Source organism: Streptomyces sp. NPDC093544 (assembly GCF_040683495.1).
GTDB lineage: Bacteria > Actinomycetota > Actinomycetes > Streptomycetales > Streptomycetaceae > Streptomyces.
Map to the genome: position 1 here is coordinate 145,624 of NZ_JBFBEA010000001.1, position 17,839 is coordinate 163,462.

The window sequence follows — 17,839 nt, forward strand, 5'->3', positions numbered from 1 at the left end:
AATCCTAGGGACCGTATAGAAATGCCGATCATCGTATAGAATTCCAAGGTCCCCTCTTCGTACCCGTCATTCTGGAGCGCTTTCATGGCGACAGTCCCGACCGCCCTCGCAGGCCGCCACTTCCTCAAGGAGCTGGATTTCACGGCAGAGGAGTTCCGCGGGCTGATCGAGCTGGCCGCCGAGCTGAAGGCGGCCAAGAAGGCCGGGACCGAGACCCAGCATCTGCGGGGCAGGAACATCGCGCTGATCTTCGAGAAGACCTCGACGCGTACGCGCTGCGCGTTCGAGGTCGCGGCGGCGGACCAGGGCGCCTCGACGACGTATCTCGACCCGTCCGGTTCGCAGATCGGTCACAAGGAGTCCGTGAAGGACACCGCGCGGGTGCTCGGGCGGATGTTCGACGCGATCGAGTACCGGGGTGACAGTCAGGCCGCCGTCGAGGAGCTCGCCGCGTACGCCGGTGTGCCCGTCTACAACGGCCTGACCGACGACTGGCACCCCACCCAGATGCTCGCCGACGTGCTCACGATGACGGAGCACAGCGACAAGCCGCTTGCCGAGATCGCCTTCGCCTACCTCGGCGACGCCCGCTTCAACATGGGCAACTCGTATCTGATCACCGGCGCGCTGCTCGGCATGGACGTCCGGATCGTCGCCCCGCAGGCGTACTGGCCCACCGACGAGACCGTCGCCCGGGCCCGCAAGCTCGCCGAGAGCGCCGGTGGCCGCATCACGCTCACGGAGGACGTCACCGAGGGAGTCGTGGGCGCCGATTTCGTCGCCACCGACATCTGGGTCTCCATGGGCGAGCCGAAGGAGGTGTGGGACGAGCGGATCGGCGCGCTGTCCCCGTACGCCGTGACGATGGACGTCCTGCGCGCCACCGGCAACCCGGACGTGAAGTTCCTGCACTGCCTCCCGGCCTTCCATGACCTGGGCACGAAGGTCGGGCGGGAGATCTACGAGAGCCATGGCCTGGAGTCGCTGGAGGTCACCGACGAGGTCTTCGAGTCGGCGCACTCGGTCGTCTTCGACGAGGCCGAGAACCGGCTGCACACGATCAAGGCGGTCCTGGTCGCGACGCTCGCCTGACCGGACGGGGGCCTGTTGCCGGGGTTACACCGTTCGTCGCTGCGGCGGTACGACGGGCAGCCTGAACCAGACCGCCTTGCCGGAGCCGGCCGGGCGGTGGCCGCAGGACGAGCTGAGGGTGCGGATCAGGAGGAGGCCGCGCCCGTGCTCCTGCCAGGGGTCGGGCTCGCGGGCCGGGTCGCAAACCGTGAGATCGCCGGGCGGCGCGGGGTCCCCATCGTGTACCTCGACCTGGCAGCCGGTCGGCAACAGTTCGACGACCAGCTCTATGGGACCGTCCCCCGCGGTGTGCTCCACGGCATTGGCGACCAGCTCAGCGGTGAGCAGTTCAGCGGTGTCGCTGTCGGCCGCGTTCTCCAGGTCGGCCAGCGCCGTACGGACCAGCGCACGGGCGACCGGCACTGCCGCGGCGGTGTGCGGCAGCGCGATGCGCCAGGAGGCGGGTGCGGGGGTGTCGGGCAAAAGGCGTCCGTTCATTGAGCAGGTTGTCCTGCTTTCAACTTTAGAAATAGTACGACTCGACCGGACAGAGGCTCCCGGCGGGCATGTCCCGGGACTTTCGGCCCGGCATGAGGCTGTGTACCCAGCTGAACGGTCCGCCTCCCGCGCGGTGCTCCCGCCGTTACGGGGCCATCGAGGATTTGTGACTCAGTGACGGGTTTGCCGCGCTTCTATCGCGCGCTCGTGACGGAAGCGACAGGAGGGGCATAGGTTGACGAGCTAGTGGGTCTGCTTCAGGCCCGCTCGGGTACATCGGCGAAAGCCGCACCCGCGTCCCGCAGCCGCTCGTGCAGTGCACGGAAGACGGCGGCGGAGCGGGCGCCCGGCCAGTCCTGGGGAAGCAGGGCGGCGGGCAGTCCCGGGTCGGTGTAGGGGAGATGCCGCCAGGAGTCCAGGGCGAGCAGATAGTCGCGGTACGCCTCCTCCGGCGGGGTGTCCGCGCGCCGCTCCCAGTCGTGCACCACGCGCGCGTGCTCGTCGAGGAACTCCTCGTGCTGCTTGGCGATCGAGGCCAGGTCCCACCAGCGGGCCACCGCGTCCGCCGTCGCGGCGAAGCCCAGATGCTCCCCGCGGAACAGGTCCACGTACGGGTCGAGCCGCAGCCGCTCCAAAGTGTGCCGCGCCTCTTCGTAGAGCCGTGCCGGGGCGAGCCACACCCCGGGGGCGGCCGTTCCGAAACCCAGACCGGCGAGGCGCGAGCGCAGCACATGCCGCTTCTGCCGCTCTGACTCGGGAACGGAGAAGACGGCGAGCACCCAGCCGTCGTCCGCGGGAGGAACCGCCCCGTACACCCGCCGGTCGCCGTCGCCGAGCAGTTGCCGTGCGTCCGACGACAGCGCGTATCCGGCCGCCCCCGCCGCCGTACGCACCGGTTCCAGCAGGCCGCGGCGCTTGAGCCGGGACACCGACGACCGTACGGAGGGTGCGTCGACGCCGACCGCGGCGAGGAGTCTGATCAGCTCGGACACCGGCACGGGGCCGGGCATGAAACGGCCGTAGGCGCCGTAGAACGTGACGATGAGGGACCGGGGGGCGTGTTGCTCTGACACGTTGATCACTCTAGTCCGCGAAGATCACTTGGGATCGCCGCCCATGGACCTGGCCCGGCTCGACGGACTCGCGGTGCTGCCCTGGGCCTGTGACCGGTTGGCCGCGGACGGACTCAGGCGGCGACGGCCAGCTGCTCGACGAACGCCCGGCGCGGAGCGATCACGCTGCCGTCGGGGTGCAGTTCGCCGCTGTCGTCGAAGACGATCGCGCCGTCGCACAGGAGGTTCCAGCCCTGCTCGGGGTGGGCCGCCACGATGTGCGGGGCGTTGCTGTCCACGGACGGGGACGAAGGCTGGTGGGAACACATGGCGCACCTCCACGTCGTATGCGATGAGTGCCGACGGCGTCGTCGCCGTCCTCGCATACCTAGACCATGCTCGCGCGGCGAACTCATCGGAACAGCCGGTCGTGAAGCGTGACAACACGCGGACAACACTTGGACGTCCCCAAGACGGACGGCGCCAACTCGCCACCAAAGGGGTGATGATCGGCCGCCTCCGGGTGCCGGACGCCGCCCTCGGGGCCCAGGACCGGTACCTGTGGAGCGCTCTTTCAGACACCCGCTTTTCCGGCCCCCGCTCCAGGAGGTATTCCCATGTCCGTGCGCCAGGCCCTCGGCGCGGCTGCCGCCGCCGCGCTGCTCCTGTCCGTCGCCCCGTCCGCCGTCGCCCTGTCAGGACCGTACGACCAGGTCACCGTCGACCCGACCGGTCAGGTCGCGGCCGACGGAACCGTCAGCCTCTCGGGCACCTACCGCTGTCTGAGCAGTACCGGCCCCGTGTTCGTGTCCTCGTCGGTCTCGCAGGGCGACCCCCAGGTGCGCCACGGCATCGGCGGCACCGCGGCGGTCTGCGACGGCGCGGTACACCCCTGGACCAACTCGGAGAAGCGCACGCCGGGGACCCTCGCTCCGGGCGCCGCCCATGTCGAGGTCACCCTGATGGAGCTGCGCCCCGGCGCGGGCGGCCTGCCGCTGCCGACCTTCCACGCGAGGCAGCAGGAGGACATCTCCCTCACCGAAAGCTGAGCACGGTCCTGGTGCCGCGGCCGGCGAGCAGTGCGGCAGGGGCGACCCTGCCGCACTGCTCGCCGGCCACCGGCAGGGCCGGAGGGACGGGAGCTCAGTCGCCCAGGCGCGCGGCGATCCCGTCGAGCACCGAATCGAGGCCTGTCTCGAACTGCCACTTCAGGTCGTCCTTGCGGCTCGCCTCACCGAGGTAGCGCGCGAACGTCGGGTAGCGGCCGGTGCCCATCAGCCACGTCATACGCGGTGCCAGACCGGTGCGCGCCTCGTTCCCGCTGGACCAGCCCTGTTCCCGCAGCAGCTCGGTGCGGCCGATCTCGAAACCGACGGCGCCCTGCACATAGGAATCGACGGTGCGTACGACCGCCATCATCGTGTCGGCGTCCAGGTCGAGCCCGTCCAGTGCGGCCAGGGCCCGCTCGGGAACGGCCAGTTGGTTCGGGGTCAGCGTGAACACCGCCGTGCGGGTTACCCAGGGATGCCCGAGAAGCACGGTCCGGGTGCGCAGGGCGAGCTCCCGCATGACCTCCCGCCAGCCCTTGGCTTCCGAGGGCAGCGTCAGCTCGCCGTAGACGTGGTCGACCATCAGCTCGAGCAGCTCGTCCTTGCCGGACACATAGCGGTACGCCGCCATCGGTGCGACGCCCAGATCGGCCGCGAGGCGCCGCATGGTGACGGCGTCGAGGCCTTCCGTGTCGGCGATCGACACGGCGGCCGTGGCGATGCGCTGCGGGGTGAGCGTGGAGCGAGGGGCGGGCGCGGGCCGGTTGAGGCGTTCCCACAGGAAGACGCTCTCCTTGGGCTCGGACGGCTCCGGCGTCACCTGACTCTCCTCTTTCCTCCGAGTGGCCATGGATGAGGACTCCCTCCGGTGCCGGGTTTGTGTACAACGTAACAGCGGTGGACAGTGTACGCACGCTTGTGTACGTTGTATCTGTAGCGATACGCCGTACACATCCAGGAGTTCCACATGAGTGACGTGAACGACAGCCCTCTGCGGGTGGCAGCCCTCGTCGGCAGCACCAGGGACGGACGCTTCGGGCCGGTCGTGGCCGACTGGCTGAAGGACCGGATCGCCCAGCGCGACGACATGGAGGTCGACATCATCGACCTGGTCGAGACGCCCCTGCCGACCGTCATGCCGGCCTTTGGACAGCAACTCCCGGGCGAGGAAATGGCGTTGCTCGGCGCGGTCACCCCGCGCCTGGCGGTCGCCGATGCCTTCGTCATCATCACGCCGGAGTACAACCACAGTTATCCGGCGGCGCTGAAGAACGCGATCGACTGGCACAACCCGCAGTGGCATGCCAAGCCCGTCGCCTTCGTCTCGTACGGCGGCATCTCCGGCGGCCTGCGCGCGGTCGAGCACCTGCGGCCCGTGCTGGCCGAAGTGCACGCCACGACGATCCGCAACACGGTCAGTTTTCACAACTACGGTGACAAGTTCGACCCGAACGGCGTGCCCCTCGACCCGGAGTGCGAGGTCGCGGTCAAGGCACTGCTCGACCAACTGGCCTGGTGGGGACAGGCACTTCGGGTCGCCCGGGCCGCCCGCCCGTACACCGGCTGAAGTGAGACACGGCCATGACCAGTGATACGTCGGCCGCGCCCACGCGGGCCCCCTCGACCCTGCCCTACCTGGGCGTCTTCGGACTCATGCTCGGCATCTTCCTGGCCACCCTCGACGGACAGATCGTCAGCATCGCGCTGCCGACCATCGTCGGCGACCTCGGCGGACTCGACCACTTCTCCTGGTCCGTCACGTCGTACATGCTCACCATGGCCGCCACCACCCCGATCTGGGGCAAACTCGGTGACCTCAAGGGCCGCAAGGGCGCCTACATGTGCTCCGTGCTGCTCTTCCTGGTCGGCACCGTGCTGTGCGGGCTCGCCCAGGACATGGCACAGCTCATCGCCTTCCGCGCCCTCCAGGGCCTCGGCGCCGGTGGGCTCATGGTCGGCGCGCTGTCGGTCATCGGCGTGCTGGTCCCGGCGCACGAGCGCGGCCGCGTCCAGTCGATGGTCGGCGTGATGCTGCCGGTCGCCTTCGTCGGTGGACCGCTGCTCGGCGGCTTCATCACCGACGCCCTCGACTGGCGCTGGGCGTTCTACGTCAACGTGCCCTTCGGTGTCGTCGCGCTGCTCGCGGTCGCCAAGGGGGTCCGGCTGCCGAAGGAGCGCTCCGGGGGACGGATCGACTATCCCGGTACGGCGCTGCTGACCACCGCCATCCTGGCGCTCACCCTGCTGGCCGGCTGGGCCGGCACCCGCTACGCCTGGGGATCGGCGCAGATCGCGCTGCTCGCCGTGGTCGCGGCCGTGGCCCTTGCCGGGTTCGTCCGGGTGGAACAGCGGGCGGCGGAACCCGTCATCCCGCCGCGGCTGTTCCGCAACCGCGACTTCGCCCTGGCCCAGCTGCTCAGCTTCCTTGCCGGCGCCGTGCTGGTCTCGGTGGTCAACTACCTTCCCCAGTACCTGCAGTTCGTCCAGGGCTCCACCTCCACCGTCAGCGGCCTGCAGATCCTGCCCCTGATGCTGGGCATGCTGGCGGCGCAGCTGATCACCGGACGGCTGGCGGACCGGGGCGGACCGGACCGGGCGATTGCGATCACCGGCGGTGCCGTCACGGTCACCGGCGCGCTGCTGCTGCTCCTGCTTGACACGGACACCCCGGTGTTCGCCGCCTCGGCTCTCACTCTGGTGCTCGGTATCGGCGTCGGCATCCTGATGCAGAGCACGCTGCTGACCACGATGAACACGGCACCCCCGCGCGACATGGGCGCCGCCACCGGAACGGTCACCCTGGTGCGCACCATCGGCGGCTCACTCGGTGTCGCCGCACTGGGCGCCGTGCACCTCGGGCGGATGACGGGCGAACTCAGCGACCGGCTCGGCGAGCGAACCGCCGAACAGCTCGCCTCCGGCGGCGAGTTGACCCCGTCCTCGGTCGAAGGGATGTCCGCGCGACTGCGCGGTGTCGTCCAGGAAGCGTTCACCAGCGGACTGCACGGCGTCCTCATCGGCACCGCCCTGCTCTCCGCCGCCGCCTTCGCCGTCGCCTGGTTCGTCCAGGGGACCCCGGCCCCCAAGTCACCCGGGCCGAACGGGAGTTCGCCGCGCGCCCAGATCCCCGCGACGTCCGCGGACTGACACCTCCGGTCTGCTCCCGTAAAGCGCCTGTGCCCCGCGCCCGGCGCCCGACCGAAAGGCAGTCCCTGGCACTGCTCGGCTTCGAGCTCGCCCGCGGACTCCTCCCTCGCACAAACGCCGCGGTCGAGTCTGCGCCCCGACGAAAGGGAACGCGGACTCGACCGCGGACTGAACTGAGCGTCAGACCGGGGACTTTCAGCCGGTGATCTTGAATGTGGCCGCTGAGTCGTTCTGGGTCGCGACCTGCCCCGGGAACAGATTCGTCACCGTGTTACCCGCGAAGGTGCCGGTGCCGGTGACTCCGGCGGGGATCCAGATCCCCTGCTTCGCCGGACGGTTGATCGTGTTGTTGGCCAGCGTCAGGTTGACGCGTGTCTTGTCGACGTAGAGGCCCGCACGCAGGGCCCCGTTCAGGATGTTGTCCGTCATGGTGACGTTCGAGTAAGCGGTCGGGAACAGCGAGGTGCTGGACGGAGAGCTGATCCGCACGCCGTGCCGGGTGCCGTTCCAGCCGCCGCCGCCGTTCAGGACATTCCCAGTGACCGTGAGGGAGGCCAAGGGGTTCCCCGTGTCGCCGAACACGCCGATGTCCAGGGCGCTGTTCGATGACACGCTGTTGACCAGGTTGTTGCTCACCACGATGTTCTGACCGCCGGCGACCCGAATGCCGTTGGCCCACCAAGGGGCGATCGCGGTGTTGTTGATGATCGTCGTACCGGTCACCTGGGGGTTCGTGCCGCTGGCTCCGGCGTCGGAGTACGTGGCGAAGGAGTCGTCACCTGTGTTCCGGGCGAAGTTGTTCCGGACCGTGATGTTCTTGCCGAGCTTGTCCGGATTCGACGCGTTGCCGTTGTTGACGTTGAAACCGTCACCGTAGGTGTCCGCTGTCCGGCTGTTCTGGATGATGCCGTTGGTCCCCGACAGCCAGTTGGCGTCGATGTGGCGCGTCCAGATCCGGTCGACCAGCCAGCCGCCGGCACCACTGGCGTTGATTCCGTAGTCCGAACCACCGGTGCCACCGACTACCCGCCAGATCGCGTTGGTATCGATCTGCACGTCCGTCAGCGTGGTGCCCGAGCCCACCAGGATCTGCGAACGCCACCCGGCCGGGGTCGGGAGAGGGACCTTCCGGTAGATGGTGGTATACCACATGCCGGCGCCCTGCACCTTCACGCCGGTGAAGTTCAACGCCGTGGCCGTCAGGCTGTTCGTCAGGTACTTACCCGACGGGATCCACACGGACTTTCCCTGCGTTTTGGCGGCGTTCACCGTGTTCTGGATCGCGACCGTCGAATCCTTCACGAAGGTGGGGTCCGCGCCGTAGGTGACGACGGAGAGCGAGTTGGCCGGCTGGGCAAGCGCGGCCCCGACGCTCTCCAGATCGACGGAATCGATGTCGTAGACGGCAGCCGTGTTGGCGGCGTCCTTCTGGAGTTTGATCGTGCTGCCCGCCGCGATGGGAGCACCCGTGACCCAGACGGGGAATTCGTTGTAGAAGCGGTAGGGCGACCCGCCGGCGTTGGGGTCGTCCGGATTGGTGGTCGCGTCACGGTAGTTCCACGCCTGCTTGGAGCTCAGTGAGATCGCCTGGCGATATACGCCGTTCACGTACAGGTTCAGCGACGCGGTGATGCCGCCGCCCGCCGCCGCGTCCGGAATCGAGGCGCGGACCACGAGGGTATTGGCGCTCTTGCCCGTGTTGTTCGATATTGTCACCGAAGCGCCGGTGGCCTTCAGTTCGACCAGTGAGTAGCCCGAGGCTTCTGTCTCCAGGGACGCCGCGGTCGGTGCCGCCGCTCCCGGGGTGAGGGAACGGAGGGTGGCGCCGCCGGCACGCGTCCCGGTTTCGGCCTCGACCGTGGCGAAGGGTGTTGTGGCACCAGCCGCTGCGGCAACCGCCTCGGCATCAGCCCCCGTAGTCACTGCCGCGTGGCCTTCGGTGCCCGCGGCGTGACCTTCCGTGCCCGGAAGAACGAACAGAGTGCCGGCGACAAGCATGGCGATACCAGGAAGCCACATGGAGGCTCGTCGGACTTTCCTGTGCATATTTCACCTCTTGGTGGGGTCAGCGACAGAGCGGTCGACGCGCCGAGAGACAAGTGCGGCTCATCTGTCGGAGGTCTGACGCGTTGTCGATGAAGGTGCCGATGAAGGTGTAGAAGTCGTTATGCCGCGCCAAGTCCTGCAATGTGCAGACATGTTCGTGCATGTTTCGACATGCCGAGCATCTTTGTTCAGGGTGGGGGGAGAGGCAGGTACGGCTGATGGCGCGGCCGCGCCGCCATGTAAATCCATCAAGTTGCGTTAGTCAATGCGTCTGACGGCTTGAATGTAGGGCGCGGCGAACGGGACTTGTGGTTCGCGACAAACGGGGCGGTTCGCTGTCGGATGTCCGTTTCCGGGTTCGGGTCGGGGTGAGGCTGCGAGGGCAGGGATACATGGTGGGGGCCGGTGGCGGGGCTCGGAGCGGGCCCGATCGGGCTTCCGGGCGCGCTCCGGGCGGCCGGGTGCCGCACCTCGTCGCGGCCGGCCGGTCTGTGGTTGACCGATGGCTGGTCTTCGCGGTTGCCGCCACTTGTCCGGCTCGTGGTGAAGCGAGGCTCAGGTCGCTTCGTTCCAGAGTTCATCCAGCATATTGACAAACTCCGGAACCGGTTCATAAGTTCGCTTGGGCACTTGTGCGACAACGCCCGAGCAGCGGTAATTCCAGGATCGGCCGACCTGTTGGCCGACACCACTCCACCCCGACCGTCGCGCACTGCAGCGCGGCGCCGATGGGAGCGTGCAATCACCTTGACCACTGATATCCGGCGGGCGCTCGTCGTCCGCGGAGGTTGGGACGGGCATCAGCCCGTGGCGATCAGCGACGAATTCGTCCCGTTCCTCAAGGAACAGGGATTCACCGTCGAGACCTCAGAGGACCTCGCGGTGTACGAGGACACGGAGCGTCTGGCCGCCACCGACCTGATCGTGCAGTGCTGGACGATGGGGACCATCACCCGCGAGCAGAGCGCCAATCTCGCCGCCGCGGTGCGCGCGGGCACCGGGCTGGCCGGCTGGCACGGCGGCATCGTCGACTGCTTCCACGATCACGGCTACCACCTGCTGACGGGCGGCAAGTTCGTGATGCACCCGCCGGGCTTCCACGACCACACCGTGCATGTGCTGCCCGAGCGCGCCGACCATCCCGTCGTCGCGGGACTCGACGACTTCGCCGTTCATACCGAGCAGTACTGGGTGCTCACCGACCCGCACATCGAGGTCCTTGCCACCACCACCTTCCCGCCCGACGAACTGCGCGACCTGCCCGCGGTGATGCCCGCCGTGTGGACCAGGACCTGGGGTGCCGGCCGGGTATTCGTCTCGACCATCGGGCACAAGCCCGACGACTTCGACGTGCCGGAGGTCCGCACGTTGACCGAAAGGGGACTGCTGTGGGCGAGCCGCTGAAGCCTTTGAACATCGGCATCGTGGGCGCGGGAAAGATCAGCGGCGCCTACCTCTCGACGCTGGAGCGTCTGACGTCCGTGCGGATGACCGCGGTCACCGACCTCGACAGGAGCCGCGCGCAGTCCATCGCCGTGCAGGCCGGGGAAGAGGTGGCCGTGGTGCCGTCCGTGGCCGCCCTGGTGGCCAGGGACGACGTGGACACCGTCCTCAACCTCACGATTCCCGCCGCGCACGCGGACGTCGCCCTGGAGGCGCTCGGCGCGGGCAAACACGTATACGGCGAGAAGCCCCTCGCGACCAACCGCAAGGAAGCCGAAGCCGTGCTGGCGGCGGCGCGCGAGGCGGGACTGCGGGTCGGCTGCGCACCCGACACCGTCCTCGGCACCGGAACCCAGACCGCGCGCAAGGCCGTCGACGACGGTCTGATCGGCAGGCCGGTCGCGGCCACCGCCTTCATGACCAGCGCGGGTCACGAGAAGTGGCACCCGGACCCGGAGTTCTACTACCGGCCGGGCGGCGGCCCGCTGCTCGACATGGGGCCCTACTACCTCTCGGCCCTGGTCCATCTGCTGGGCCCGGTGGTCCGGGTGACCGGAGCGTCCTCCCGACCGCGTGCGCAGCGGACGATCGGCAGCGGTCCCCGTGCGGGGCACACCTTCCCGGTGGAGGTGGACACCCACATCACCGGCGTCCTGGAGCACGCGGGCGGAGCCCTGTCCACCCTGGTCATGAGCTTCGACATCCGCGCCGCGCGGCTGCCGCGCATCGAGGTGCACGGCACCGCCGCCTCGCTGTCCGTGCCCGACCCGAACGGCTTCGACGGTCCTGTCGAGATCCACCACGGTGACGGCTGGGAAACGCTGCCGGTGTCGGCCGGCTATCCGGACGCGGGGCGCGGCGTCGGCCTCGCCGACCTGGCCGAGGCCCTGTCCGCCGGGCGTCCGCACCGAGCATCGGCCGAACTCGCCGCCCACGTCCTGGACATCATGCTCACCCTCATGGACGCGGCGGACCAGGGACGCGCACTCCCGGTGACCACCACCTGCGAGCGCCCGGCCCCGGTGGCCCGGGCCGACCGCTGATCGTCACCGTCCGACGCCCCCGCCGACCCTCCACCGGCGCATGCCGCGGGAACGCGCATGCTCGCAGGAACAGGAGAAGTACCTCATGCACGACGACCGGAACCTGGTCGAAGCCCGCCTGGAGCGCGTCCTCAGGGAACGCATCCGCCCAGCCGTCCACCCCGAGTCGACACCGCTTGCCGTGGAGATCTGGTCCACCCCGGGCGAACCCGTGCCCGTGGCCGAGGGACTGGCAGCACCGACCCGCCCCATCGCCCCGGGTACCCCATGGGGCACACCATGGGGGACCAGCTGGTTCAAGGTCACGGGCACGGTTCCCGCCGAGTGGTCGGGCCGTACCGTCGAGGCCGTACTCGACCTCGGCTTCACCCCGCGCACCCCGGGCTTCCAGTGCGAGGGCCTCGTCTACCGATCCGACGGCACCCCGGTCAAGGGACTCCACCCGCGCAACGCGTACGTCCGCGTCGGGTCACCGGTGGCCGGCGGGGAGCAGGTTCACTGGCACGTCGAGGCCGCCTCCAACCCCGACCTCGACGCGAGCGGGGCGCCGTTCCAGCCGACCCTGATGGGCGACAAGGCGACCGCCGGCGACGCGCCCCAATACGTGCTGGGACAGATGCGGTTGGCCGTCTTCGACGAGACGGTGTGGAACCTGGCCATGGACCTCGAAGTCCTCGGCGAGCTGATGCACGAGCTGCCCCTCGAAGGCGGGCGCCGCTGGGAGATCCTGCGCGCGGTCGGCCGGGCGCTGGACGCCGTGGACCTCCAGGACGTGAACGGCACGGCGCAGGCCGCCCGGGACGAACTGGCCGGTGTGCTCGCCACGCCCGCCGCGTCCGCGGCCCACCACATCAGCGCCGTCGGCCACGCACACATCGACTCGGCATGGCTGTGGCCGCTGCGCGAGACGGTACGCAAGGTCGCCCGGACCGCGTCGAACATGACGGCCCTGCTGGAGGACGAGCCCGACTTCGTCTTCGCCATGTCACAGGCCCAGCAGTACGCGTGGATCAAGGAGCACCGGCCCGAGGTGTACGCCCGGGTCAAGAAGGCGGTCGCGGACGGCAGGTTCGTGCCCGTGGGCGGGATGTGGGTGGAGTCCGACACCAACATGCCGGGGTCGGAGGCGATGGCCCGTCAGTTCGTTTTCGGCAAGCGGTTCTTCCTGGAAGAGTTCGGGATCGAGAACGACGAGGCCTGGCTGCCCGACACCTTCGGCTTCGCCGCGGGCCTGCCGCAGATCATCAGGGCGGCCGGAGCCAAGCGGTTGCTCACCCAGAAGATCTCGTGGAGCCGGACCAACAAGTTCCCGCACCACACGTTCAACTGGGAGGGCATCGACGGCACCCGTGTCTTCACCCATTTCCCGCCCGTCGACTCGTACAACTGCGAAATGACAGGGCGTCAGATCGCGCACGCGGCAAGCAACTTCAAGGAGAAGGGCGTCGCCAGCCGATCCCTCGCGCCGACCGGATACGGCGACGGCGGAGGCGGCACCACGCGCGAGATGGTCGCCAAAGCGGCCCGGATGCGCAGCCTGGAGGGTGCGCCGACCGTCGAGTGGGAGGCCCCGGCCGACTTCTTCGCCAAGGCCGAGGCCGAATACCCCGACCCGCCCGTGTGGGTCGGCGAGCTCTACCTCGAACTGCACCGCGCCACGCTCACCAGCCAGGCGCAGACCAAGCGGGGCAACCGGCGCAGCGAGTCCCTGCTGACTGAGGCCGAGCTCTGGGCCACCACGGCGGCGGTGCGCACCGGCACGCCCTACCCCTACGAGGAGCTCGACCGGATCTGGAAGACGGTGCTGCTGCACCAGTTCCACGACATCCTGCCCGGCTCCTCCATCGCCTGGGTGCACCGCGAGGCGCGCGAGACCTACGCACGGCTGGCCGAAGAGCTCGAGGGCATCATCGCGGGTGCACAGCGTGCGCTCGCCGGTGACGCGTCGGGCAGCACCGAGCTGGTGTTCAACTCGGCTCCGCACACCCGCCGTGATGTCCCGGCCGGGGGCGCCACGGCCCGGGCCGCCGAGGATGATGCGGTGATCGCCGTCCCTCGTGAAGGAGGCGGATACGTCCTGGACAACGGCCTGTTGCGGGTCGAGATCGACGGACGAGGCCTGGTGGTCTCCGCGTACGACCTGGCCGCGGAACGGGAGGCGATCGCGCCGGGGCAGGCGGCCAACCTCCTCCAGCTCCATCCCGATTTCCCCAACCAGTGGGACGCGTGGGACGTCGACGCCTTCTACCGGAACGTGGGCACCGACCTCACCGACGTCGCCGAACTGGCCCTCGAAGGCACCGCGGTGCGCGTTGAGCGGGTCTTCGGCGGCTCCCGGGTCAGTCAGCTCCTGTCGCTGCCGGCGGACGCCAAGCGGCTCGACATCGACACCGAGGTGGACTGGCACGAGAGGGAGCGCTTCCTGAAGCTGGCCTTCCCACTGGACGTGAAGGCCGATCGGTACGCCTCCGAGACGCAGTTCGGGCACGCGTACCGGCCCACCCACCAGAACACGAGCTGGGAGTGGGCCAAGTTCGAGGCCTGCAACCACCGCTTCGTGCACGTCGACGAGCCGGGCTGGGGCGTCGCGGTCGTCAACGACGCGACCTACGGTCACGACGTGACCCGCTCGGTACGGACCGGTGCCGACGCCGGCACGACGACCACCGTACGGGCGTCGCTGCTGCGCGCTCCTCGCTACCCTGATCCGGAGACCGACCAGGGCGTCCACCGGTTCCGGCACGCGCTGGTGCCGGGCGCGACGATCGGCGACGCGGTCCGCGAGGGGCACCGGGCGAACCTGCCCGAGCGCCGGGTCTCCGGGACCGTCGGCGAGGTGGCGCCGCTGGTGACCGTGGACAACGACGCCGTCGTGGTGAGCGCGGTCAAGCCGGCCGACGATCGCAGCGGCGACCTGGTGGTGCGCGTCTACGAGGCACATGGCGGACGCGCCCGTGGCACGGTCCGCGCCGACGGTTTCGCCGCCGGGCGGGCCGTCCTGACGGACCTGCTGGAACGCCCGCTGGCGGACGCCGAGCGACCCAGGGAGGTGGACGGTGGTGTCGTACTGGCTCTGAGGCCCTTCCAGATGGTGACTCTGCGCCTCCCGCGAGCCTGACGACACCACCCCGCACCACACGACACACGGGCGCGGGCGGCGCCCCTGTCACCACGTGCCCGTGCCTTCGGCCCGACCGGGTTCGGCTTGCGCCGGACCCGGTTCCCACCCGCACGGATCGAAAGAGGACCACGCCGCATGACAGACCGCCCCGACCGCAGCGACCCGCTCAACGCGGTGTGCGTCCTGGACCCCGCCGTAGCCGATCAGGTGCTCCCCGCAGAGCTGCGCCGACAGCTCTCCGCGCTTGTCCGGCTCGCCCCCGATCAGGAGCCGCCCTCTCCGCCGGGCACGTTCCCCGCCGCGTTCGCCGAGGCGGAGATCCTGGTCAGCGGCTGGGGCTGCCCCCGCCTCACGGCCGACGTGCTGGCGCGCGCACCCCGCCTGCGCGCCGTGATGCACGCTGCCGGCAGCGTCAAGTCGCTGGTGAGCGACGCGGTGTGGGAACGCGGCATCGTCGTGTCGTCGGCAGCCGATGCCAACGCAGGCCCTGTCGTCTCCTACACGCTGGCCCTCATCACGCTCGCCGCGCGGCGCACCCTGACCATGGCGGCCGGCTACAGAGACGGCTGGCCGGCGTTCGGCAGCCGTTCGGGCGCCGACGGCAGCACAGTGGGCATCGTCGGCGCCTCGCGCATCGGCCGCGGTGTGCTGGCCGGACTGCGCCGGTCCGACGCGGGCCACCGACTGCTGCTGAGCGACCCGTACGTGACCGACGAGGAGGCACGCCGACTGGGCGCGGAGCGGGTGGAACTCGCCGAGCTTTGCCATCGATCGGCAATCGTGAGCGTCCATGCGCCGCTCCTGCCCGAGACGACCGGCCTGCTGGACGCCGGGATGCTGGGGCTCATCCCTGACGGTGGTGCGCTCATCAACACCGCTCGGGGCGCCATCGTCGACACGGCGGCCCTGGCCCGTGAATGTGCGGGCGGCCGTCTTGAGGCGTACCTCGATGTGACCGACCCTGAACCCCTGCCGCCCGGCCACCCGCTCCTGTCGATGCCCAATGTGCTGGTCACGCCGCACATCGCCGGTGCCCAGGGGCGTGAGACAGAAAGGCTCGGACAGTACGCGGTCGCGGAGGTCGCGCGATGGGTGGCGGGTGAGCCGCTGCTCGGCGAGGTCACCCGGCAGGCACTCACACACCTGGCCTGACCGAGCCGCACGCAGCCGGTCGGGTGCGGACTGCTGCCCCACACCACTGACCGATCACCGCCCTGACCGCATTCCCTCGTGGTCAGGGCGGTATCCGTGCTTTCTCGCAGAGGCTCAACTCGGCGGTCTGCACAAGCGCTTACTGTCTGCGGAGGCGGATCCCGACCACACAGGAATGACGCCGCGAGAATTTACCTGTCGGAAGCATTGACGTTAGCCAATCGATTGGATTTACATACTCGTGCCGGTTCCCGGGGGGTGGCCGGACAACGCCCGTCCAATGGCGAAAGGGCTTCCCGTCATGACAACGCTTCAACATCCGGCCGCTCGTCCGGCCGAGGAGGGCGGGCCGCCGGGCAAGGGCCGTCCGCGGTCACCGCGTCCGCGCCGCCGCCGCGACATGGCCCTGTTCTGGTTCCTGATACCGGGAATCGTGGTGCTGCTGCTGTTCCAGTACCTCCCGCTGCTCGGCAACGTCATCGCGTTCCAGGACTACCAGCCCTACATCGGCATCATGCACAGCCCGTGGAGCGGGCTGAAGAACTTCGACGTCCTGTTCAACGGCGACGAGCAGTTCCTGCACGCGCTGGTCAACACCCTCGAACTCACCCTGATCCAGGTCGTGTTCGTCTTCCCCGCACCGATCCTCCTCGCGCTCGCCCTCAACAGTCTGGTCAGTGAACGCGTCAAGAGGTGGGTACAGAACGTGCTGTACCTGCCGCACTTCCTGTCCTGGGTGGTCGTCGTCTCCCTGTTCCAGCAGCTGCTGGGCGGCAGCGGCATGGTCAACCTGTTCCTGCAGGCCCACGACATGGGCACCTGGAACATCATCGGCAACCCCGAGCTGTTCAAGTCGCTGCTGACCTCGCAGGTCATCTGGAAGGACACCGGCTGGGGCACGATCCTCTTCCTCGCCGCCCTCTCCCGCGTCGACACCAACCTCTACGAGGCCGCCGCCATGGACGGCGCCAGCCGCCTGCGGCAGACCTGGCACGTGACCCTGCCGGCGCTGCGCGGCCTGGTGATCCTGCTGCTGATCCTCCGGCTCGGGGACACGCTGTCCGTCGGCTTCGAGCAGATCCTGCTCCAGCAGACCGGCGTCGGCCTGGACAACAGCGAGGTGCTGGACACCTACGTCTACAACCACGGCCTGATCGCCGGGGACTGGGGCGTCAGCGCCGCCGTCGGTCTCGTCAAGGGCATGGTCGGCGTGGTGCTCGTACTGGGCGCCAACAAGATCGCCCACCTCTTCGGGGAAGAAGGTGTCTACCGGTCATGACAACGATATCGCCGACCCGTCCAGGGCGCCGCGGACAGCGCCGCGCCTACAGTGCCGTCCCCGGGGAGACCCCGGGCTCGCTGCCCTGGCGCTCCGTCAAGTCGCTGATCCTGCTGATCTGCGTGATCCTCGTCGTGCTTCCGTTCGTGGCGATCGCCTCGACCTCGCTCGCCGACTCCGCCGAGGTCACCAAGGCGGGCGGCTACGTCCTGTGGCCCGACCACCCCACCTTCACCGCGTACCAGGCACTGCTCAACGGCGGGATCGTCTCCAAGGCCATGCTCGTCAGCGTCGGGATCACCGTCGTCGGCACCACCCTCAGCCTGATCTCGTCCATCATGCTGGCCTACGGCCTCAGCAGGCCCGGGTCCTTCGGGCACAAGCCCGTGCTGCTCATGCTGCTGATGTCCATGCTGTTCGTGCCCGGTGTCATCCCCAGCTATCTGATGGTCAAGCAGCTGGGTCTGATCAACAGTTACTGGTCGTTGATCCTGCCCACCATGATCAACGCGTTCAACGTGATCGTGCTGCGCTCCTTCTTCATGAGCGTGCCCAAGGAGCTCATCGACGCGGCCCGCATCGACGGCGCGCCCGAGCTGAGCATCCTCACGAGGATCGTGCTTCCCCTGTCCAAGGCCTCGGTCGCCGTCATCGGCCTGTTCTACGCGGTGACGTACTGGAACGCGTTCTTCAACGCCCTGCTGTACATCAACGACGCGTCGAAGTGGCCCATGCAGCTGGTGCTGCGGACGTACGTCGTCAACAACGCGGCGCTCAGCGGCGGTCAGGTGGATGTCGCGGCCGGGGCGCCGCTGCCACCGGCCCAGTCGCTGCAGGCGGCGATCCTGGTTCTGTCGATCGTGCCCATCGTGGTCATCTACCCCTTCCTTCAGCGGCACATGAACAAGGGCGTAATGATCGGGGCGGTGAAGGGATGA

At 69.0% G+C, this 17,839-nt stretch carries 15 protein-coding genes; 10 read left to right on the top strand and 5 right to left on the bottom strand.

The annotated features are described in order from the left end of the window. The first annotated feature begins 84 nt into the window (after window positions 1–84). Entirely contained in the window at window positions 85–1,092 is a 1,008-nt protein-coding gene (gene argF / locus AB0N66_RS00565) for an ornithine carbamoyltransferase (RefSeq protein WP_365426334.1), read from the top strand. Window positions 1,093–1,116: 24 nt separating this feature from the next. On the opposite strand, the gene AB0N66_RS00570 is transcribed toward argF, so the two are convergent. The 3 genes from AB0N66_RS00570 to AB0N66_RS00580 all read right to left on the bottom strand — a co-directional run bounded on the left by AB0N66_RS00570 (window position 1,117) and on the right by AB0N66_RS00580 (window position 2,950). Beyond that, the gene (locus AB0N66_RS00570) at window positions 1,117–1,569 is read right to left on the bottom strand and encodes an ATP-binding protein (protein ID WP_365426337.1); all 453 of its coding nucleotides are present in this window, start codon (window positions 1,567–1,569) and stop codon (window positions 1,117–1,119) included. A 257-nt stretch (window positions 1,570–1,826) separates the two neighbouring features. Continuing rightward, window positions 1,827–2,651, bottom strand: coding sequence for a PaaX family transcriptional regulator C-terminal domain-containing protein (locus AB0N66_RS00575; protein ID WP_365426339.1), 825 nt, complete (start codon window positions 2,649–2,651; stop codon window positions 1,827–1,829). 104 nt (window positions 2,652–2,755) lie between these two features. Beyond that, window positions 2,756–2,950: a DUF5999 family protein gene (locus AB0N66_RS00580; RefSeq protein ID WP_365426342.1), complete on the bottom strand. Its 195-nt coding sequence runs from the start codon at window positions 2,948–2,950 to the stop codon at window positions 2,756–2,758. 288 nt (window positions 2,951–3,238) lie between these two features. Here AB0N66_RS00580 and AB0N66_RS00585 point away from each other — a divergent pair, with 288 nt between their 5' ends. Continuing rightward, window positions 3,239–3,670 (top strand): DUF6299 family protein, encoded by a 432-nt coding sequence (locus AB0N66_RS00585; RefSeq protein ID WP_365426345.1) that lies wholly within the window; start codon window positions 3,239–3,241, stop codon window positions 3,668–3,670. Between the two features lie 94 nt (window positions 3,671–3,764). Here AB0N66_RS00585 and AB0N66_RS00590 read toward each other — a convergent pair whose 3' ends face one another. Next, window positions 3,765–4,520 (bottom strand): TetR/AcrR family transcriptional regulator, encoded by a 756-nt coding sequence (locus tag AB0N66_RS00590; RefSeq protein ID WP_365426348.1) that lies wholly within the window; start codon window positions 4,518–4,520, stop codon window positions 3,765–3,767. Between the two features lie 117 nt (window positions 4,521–4,637). On the opposite strand from AB0N66_RS00590, the gene AB0N66_RS00595 reads away from it, so the two are divergent. Together AB0N66_RS00595 and AB0N66_RS00600 are read left to right on the top strand one after the other, a co-directional pair. Next, window positions 4,638–5,237 carry an NAD(P)H-dependent oxidoreductase gene (locus AB0N66_RS00595; protein ID WP_365426351.1) on the top strand — a complete coding sequence of 200 codons (600 nt, stop codon included), beginning with the start codon at window positions 4,638–4,640 and terminating at the stop codon, window positions 5,235–5,237. A gap of 14 nt (window positions 5,238–5,251) precedes the next feature. Further along, window positions 5,252–6,817 (top strand): MDR family MFS transporter, encoded by a 1,566-nt coding sequence (locus AB0N66_RS00600; protein WP_365426354.1) that lies wholly within the window; start codon window positions 5,252–5,254, stop codon window positions 6,815–6,817. 195 nt (window positions 6,818–7,012) lie between these two features. On the opposite strand, the gene AB0N66_RS00605 is transcribed toward AB0N66_RS00600, so the two are convergent. After that, entirely contained in the window at window positions 7,013–8,836 is a 1,824-nt protein-coding gene (locus AB0N66_RS00605; RefSeq protein WP_365426357.1) for a right-handed parallel beta-helix repeat-containing protein, read from the bottom strand. 774 nt (window positions 8,837–9,610) lie between these two features. Between AB0N66_RS00605 and AB0N66_RS00610 the strand changes: the two genes are divergently transcribed. The 6 genes from AB0N66_RS00610 to AB0N66_RS00635 all read left to right on the top strand — a co-directional run bounded on the left by AB0N66_RS00610 (window position 9,611) and on the right by AB0N66_RS00635 (window position 17,839). Beyond that, entirely contained in the window at window positions 9,611–10,267 is a 657-nt protein-coding gene (locus AB0N66_RS00610; RefSeq protein WP_365426360.1) for a ThuA domain-containing protein, read from the top strand. Further along, entirely contained in the window at window positions 10,252–11,349 is a 1,098-nt protein-coding gene (locus AB0N66_RS00615) for a Gfo/Idh/MocA family oxidoreductase (protein WP_365426363.1), read from the top strand. Before AB0N66_RS00610 ends, AB0N66_RS00615 begins: the two co-directional genes overlap by 16 nt. An 85-nt stretch (window positions 11,350–11,434) precedes the next feature. Further along, complete coding sequence (locus tag AB0N66_RS00620) at window positions 11,435–14,467, top strand: glycoside hydrolase family 38 C-terminal domain-containing protein (protein WP_365426366.1); 3,033 nt, start codon at window positions 11,435–11,437, stop codon at window positions 14,465–14,467. A gap of 138 nt (window positions 14,468–14,605) precedes the next feature. Further along, a complete protein-coding gene (locus tag AB0N66_RS00625; protein ID WP_365426369.1) occupies window positions 14,606–15,622 on the top strand; it encodes a hydroxyacid dehydrogenase in 1,017 nt (338 codons plus the stop codon). A 301-nt stretch (window positions 15,623–15,923) separates the two neighbouring features. After that, window positions 15,924–16,901: an ABC transporter permease subunit gene (locus AB0N66_RS00630; RefSeq protein ID WP_365426372.1), complete on the top strand. Its 978-nt coding sequence runs from the start codon at window positions 15,924–15,926 to the stop codon at window positions 16,899–16,901. Next, window positions 16,898–17,839, top strand: coding sequence for a carbohydrate ABC transporter permease (locus AB0N66_RS00635; protein WP_365426375.1), 942 nt, complete (start codon window positions 16,898–16,900; stop codon window positions 17,837–17,839). The genes AB0N66_RS00630 and AB0N66_RS00635 overlap by 4 nt, the downstream gene beginning before the upstream one ends.

What these genes read in the sequence shown, in the direction of transcription:
- argF (WP_365426334.1), top strand. Translation starts at nt 85, where the DNA reads ATGGCGACAGTCCCGACCGCCCTCGCAGGCCGCCACTTCCTCAAGGAG.
- AB0N66_RS00570 (WP_365426337.1), bottom strand. Translation starts at nt 1,569, where the DNA reads ATGAACGGACGCCTTTTGCCCGACACCCCCGCACCCGCCTCCTGGCGC.
- AB0N66_RS00580 (WP_365426342.1), bottom strand. Translation starts at nt 2,950, where the DNA reads ATGTGTTCCCACCAGCCTTCGTCCCCGTCCGTGGACAGCAACGCCCCG.
- AB0N66_RS00585 (WP_365426345.1), top strand. Translation starts at nt 3,239, where the DNA reads ATGTCCGTGCGCCAGGCCCTCGGCGCGGCTGCCGCCGCCGCGCTGCTC.
- AB0N66_RS00590 (WP_365426348.1), bottom strand. Translation starts at nt 4,520, where the DNA reads ATGGCCACTCGGAGGAAAGAGGAGAGTCAGGTGACGCCGGAGCCGTCC.
- AB0N66_RS00595 (WP_365426351.1), top strand. Translation starts at nt 4,638, where the DNA reads ATGAGTGACGTGAACGACAGCCCTCTGCGGGTGGCAGCCCTCGTCGGC.
- AB0N66_RS00600 (WP_365426354.1), top strand. Translation starts at nt 5,252, where the DNA reads ATGACCAGTGATACGTCGGCCGCGCCCACGCGGGCCCCCTCGACCCTG.
- AB0N66_RS00605 (WP_365426357.1), bottom strand. Translation starts at nt 8,836, where the DNA reads ATGTGGCTTCCTGGTATCGCCATGCTTGTCGCCGGCACTCTGTTCGTT.
- AB0N66_RS00620 (WP_365426366.1), top strand. Translation starts at nt 11,435, where the DNA reads ATGCACGACGACCGGAACCTGGTCGAAGCCCGCCTGGAGCGCGTCCTC.
- AB0N66_RS00625 (WP_365426369.1), top strand. Translation starts at nt 14,606, where the DNA reads ATGACAGACCGCCCCGACCGCAGCGACCCGCTCAACGCGGTGTGCGTC.
- AB0N66_RS00630 (WP_365426372.1), top strand. Translation starts at nt 15,924, where the DNA reads ATGACAACGCTTCAACATCCGGCCGCTCGTCCGGCCGAGGAGGGCGGG.
- AB0N66_RS00635 (WP_365426375.1), top strand. Translation starts at nt 16,898, where the DNA reads ATGACAACGATATCGCCGACCCGTCCAGGGCGCCGCGGACAGCGCCGC.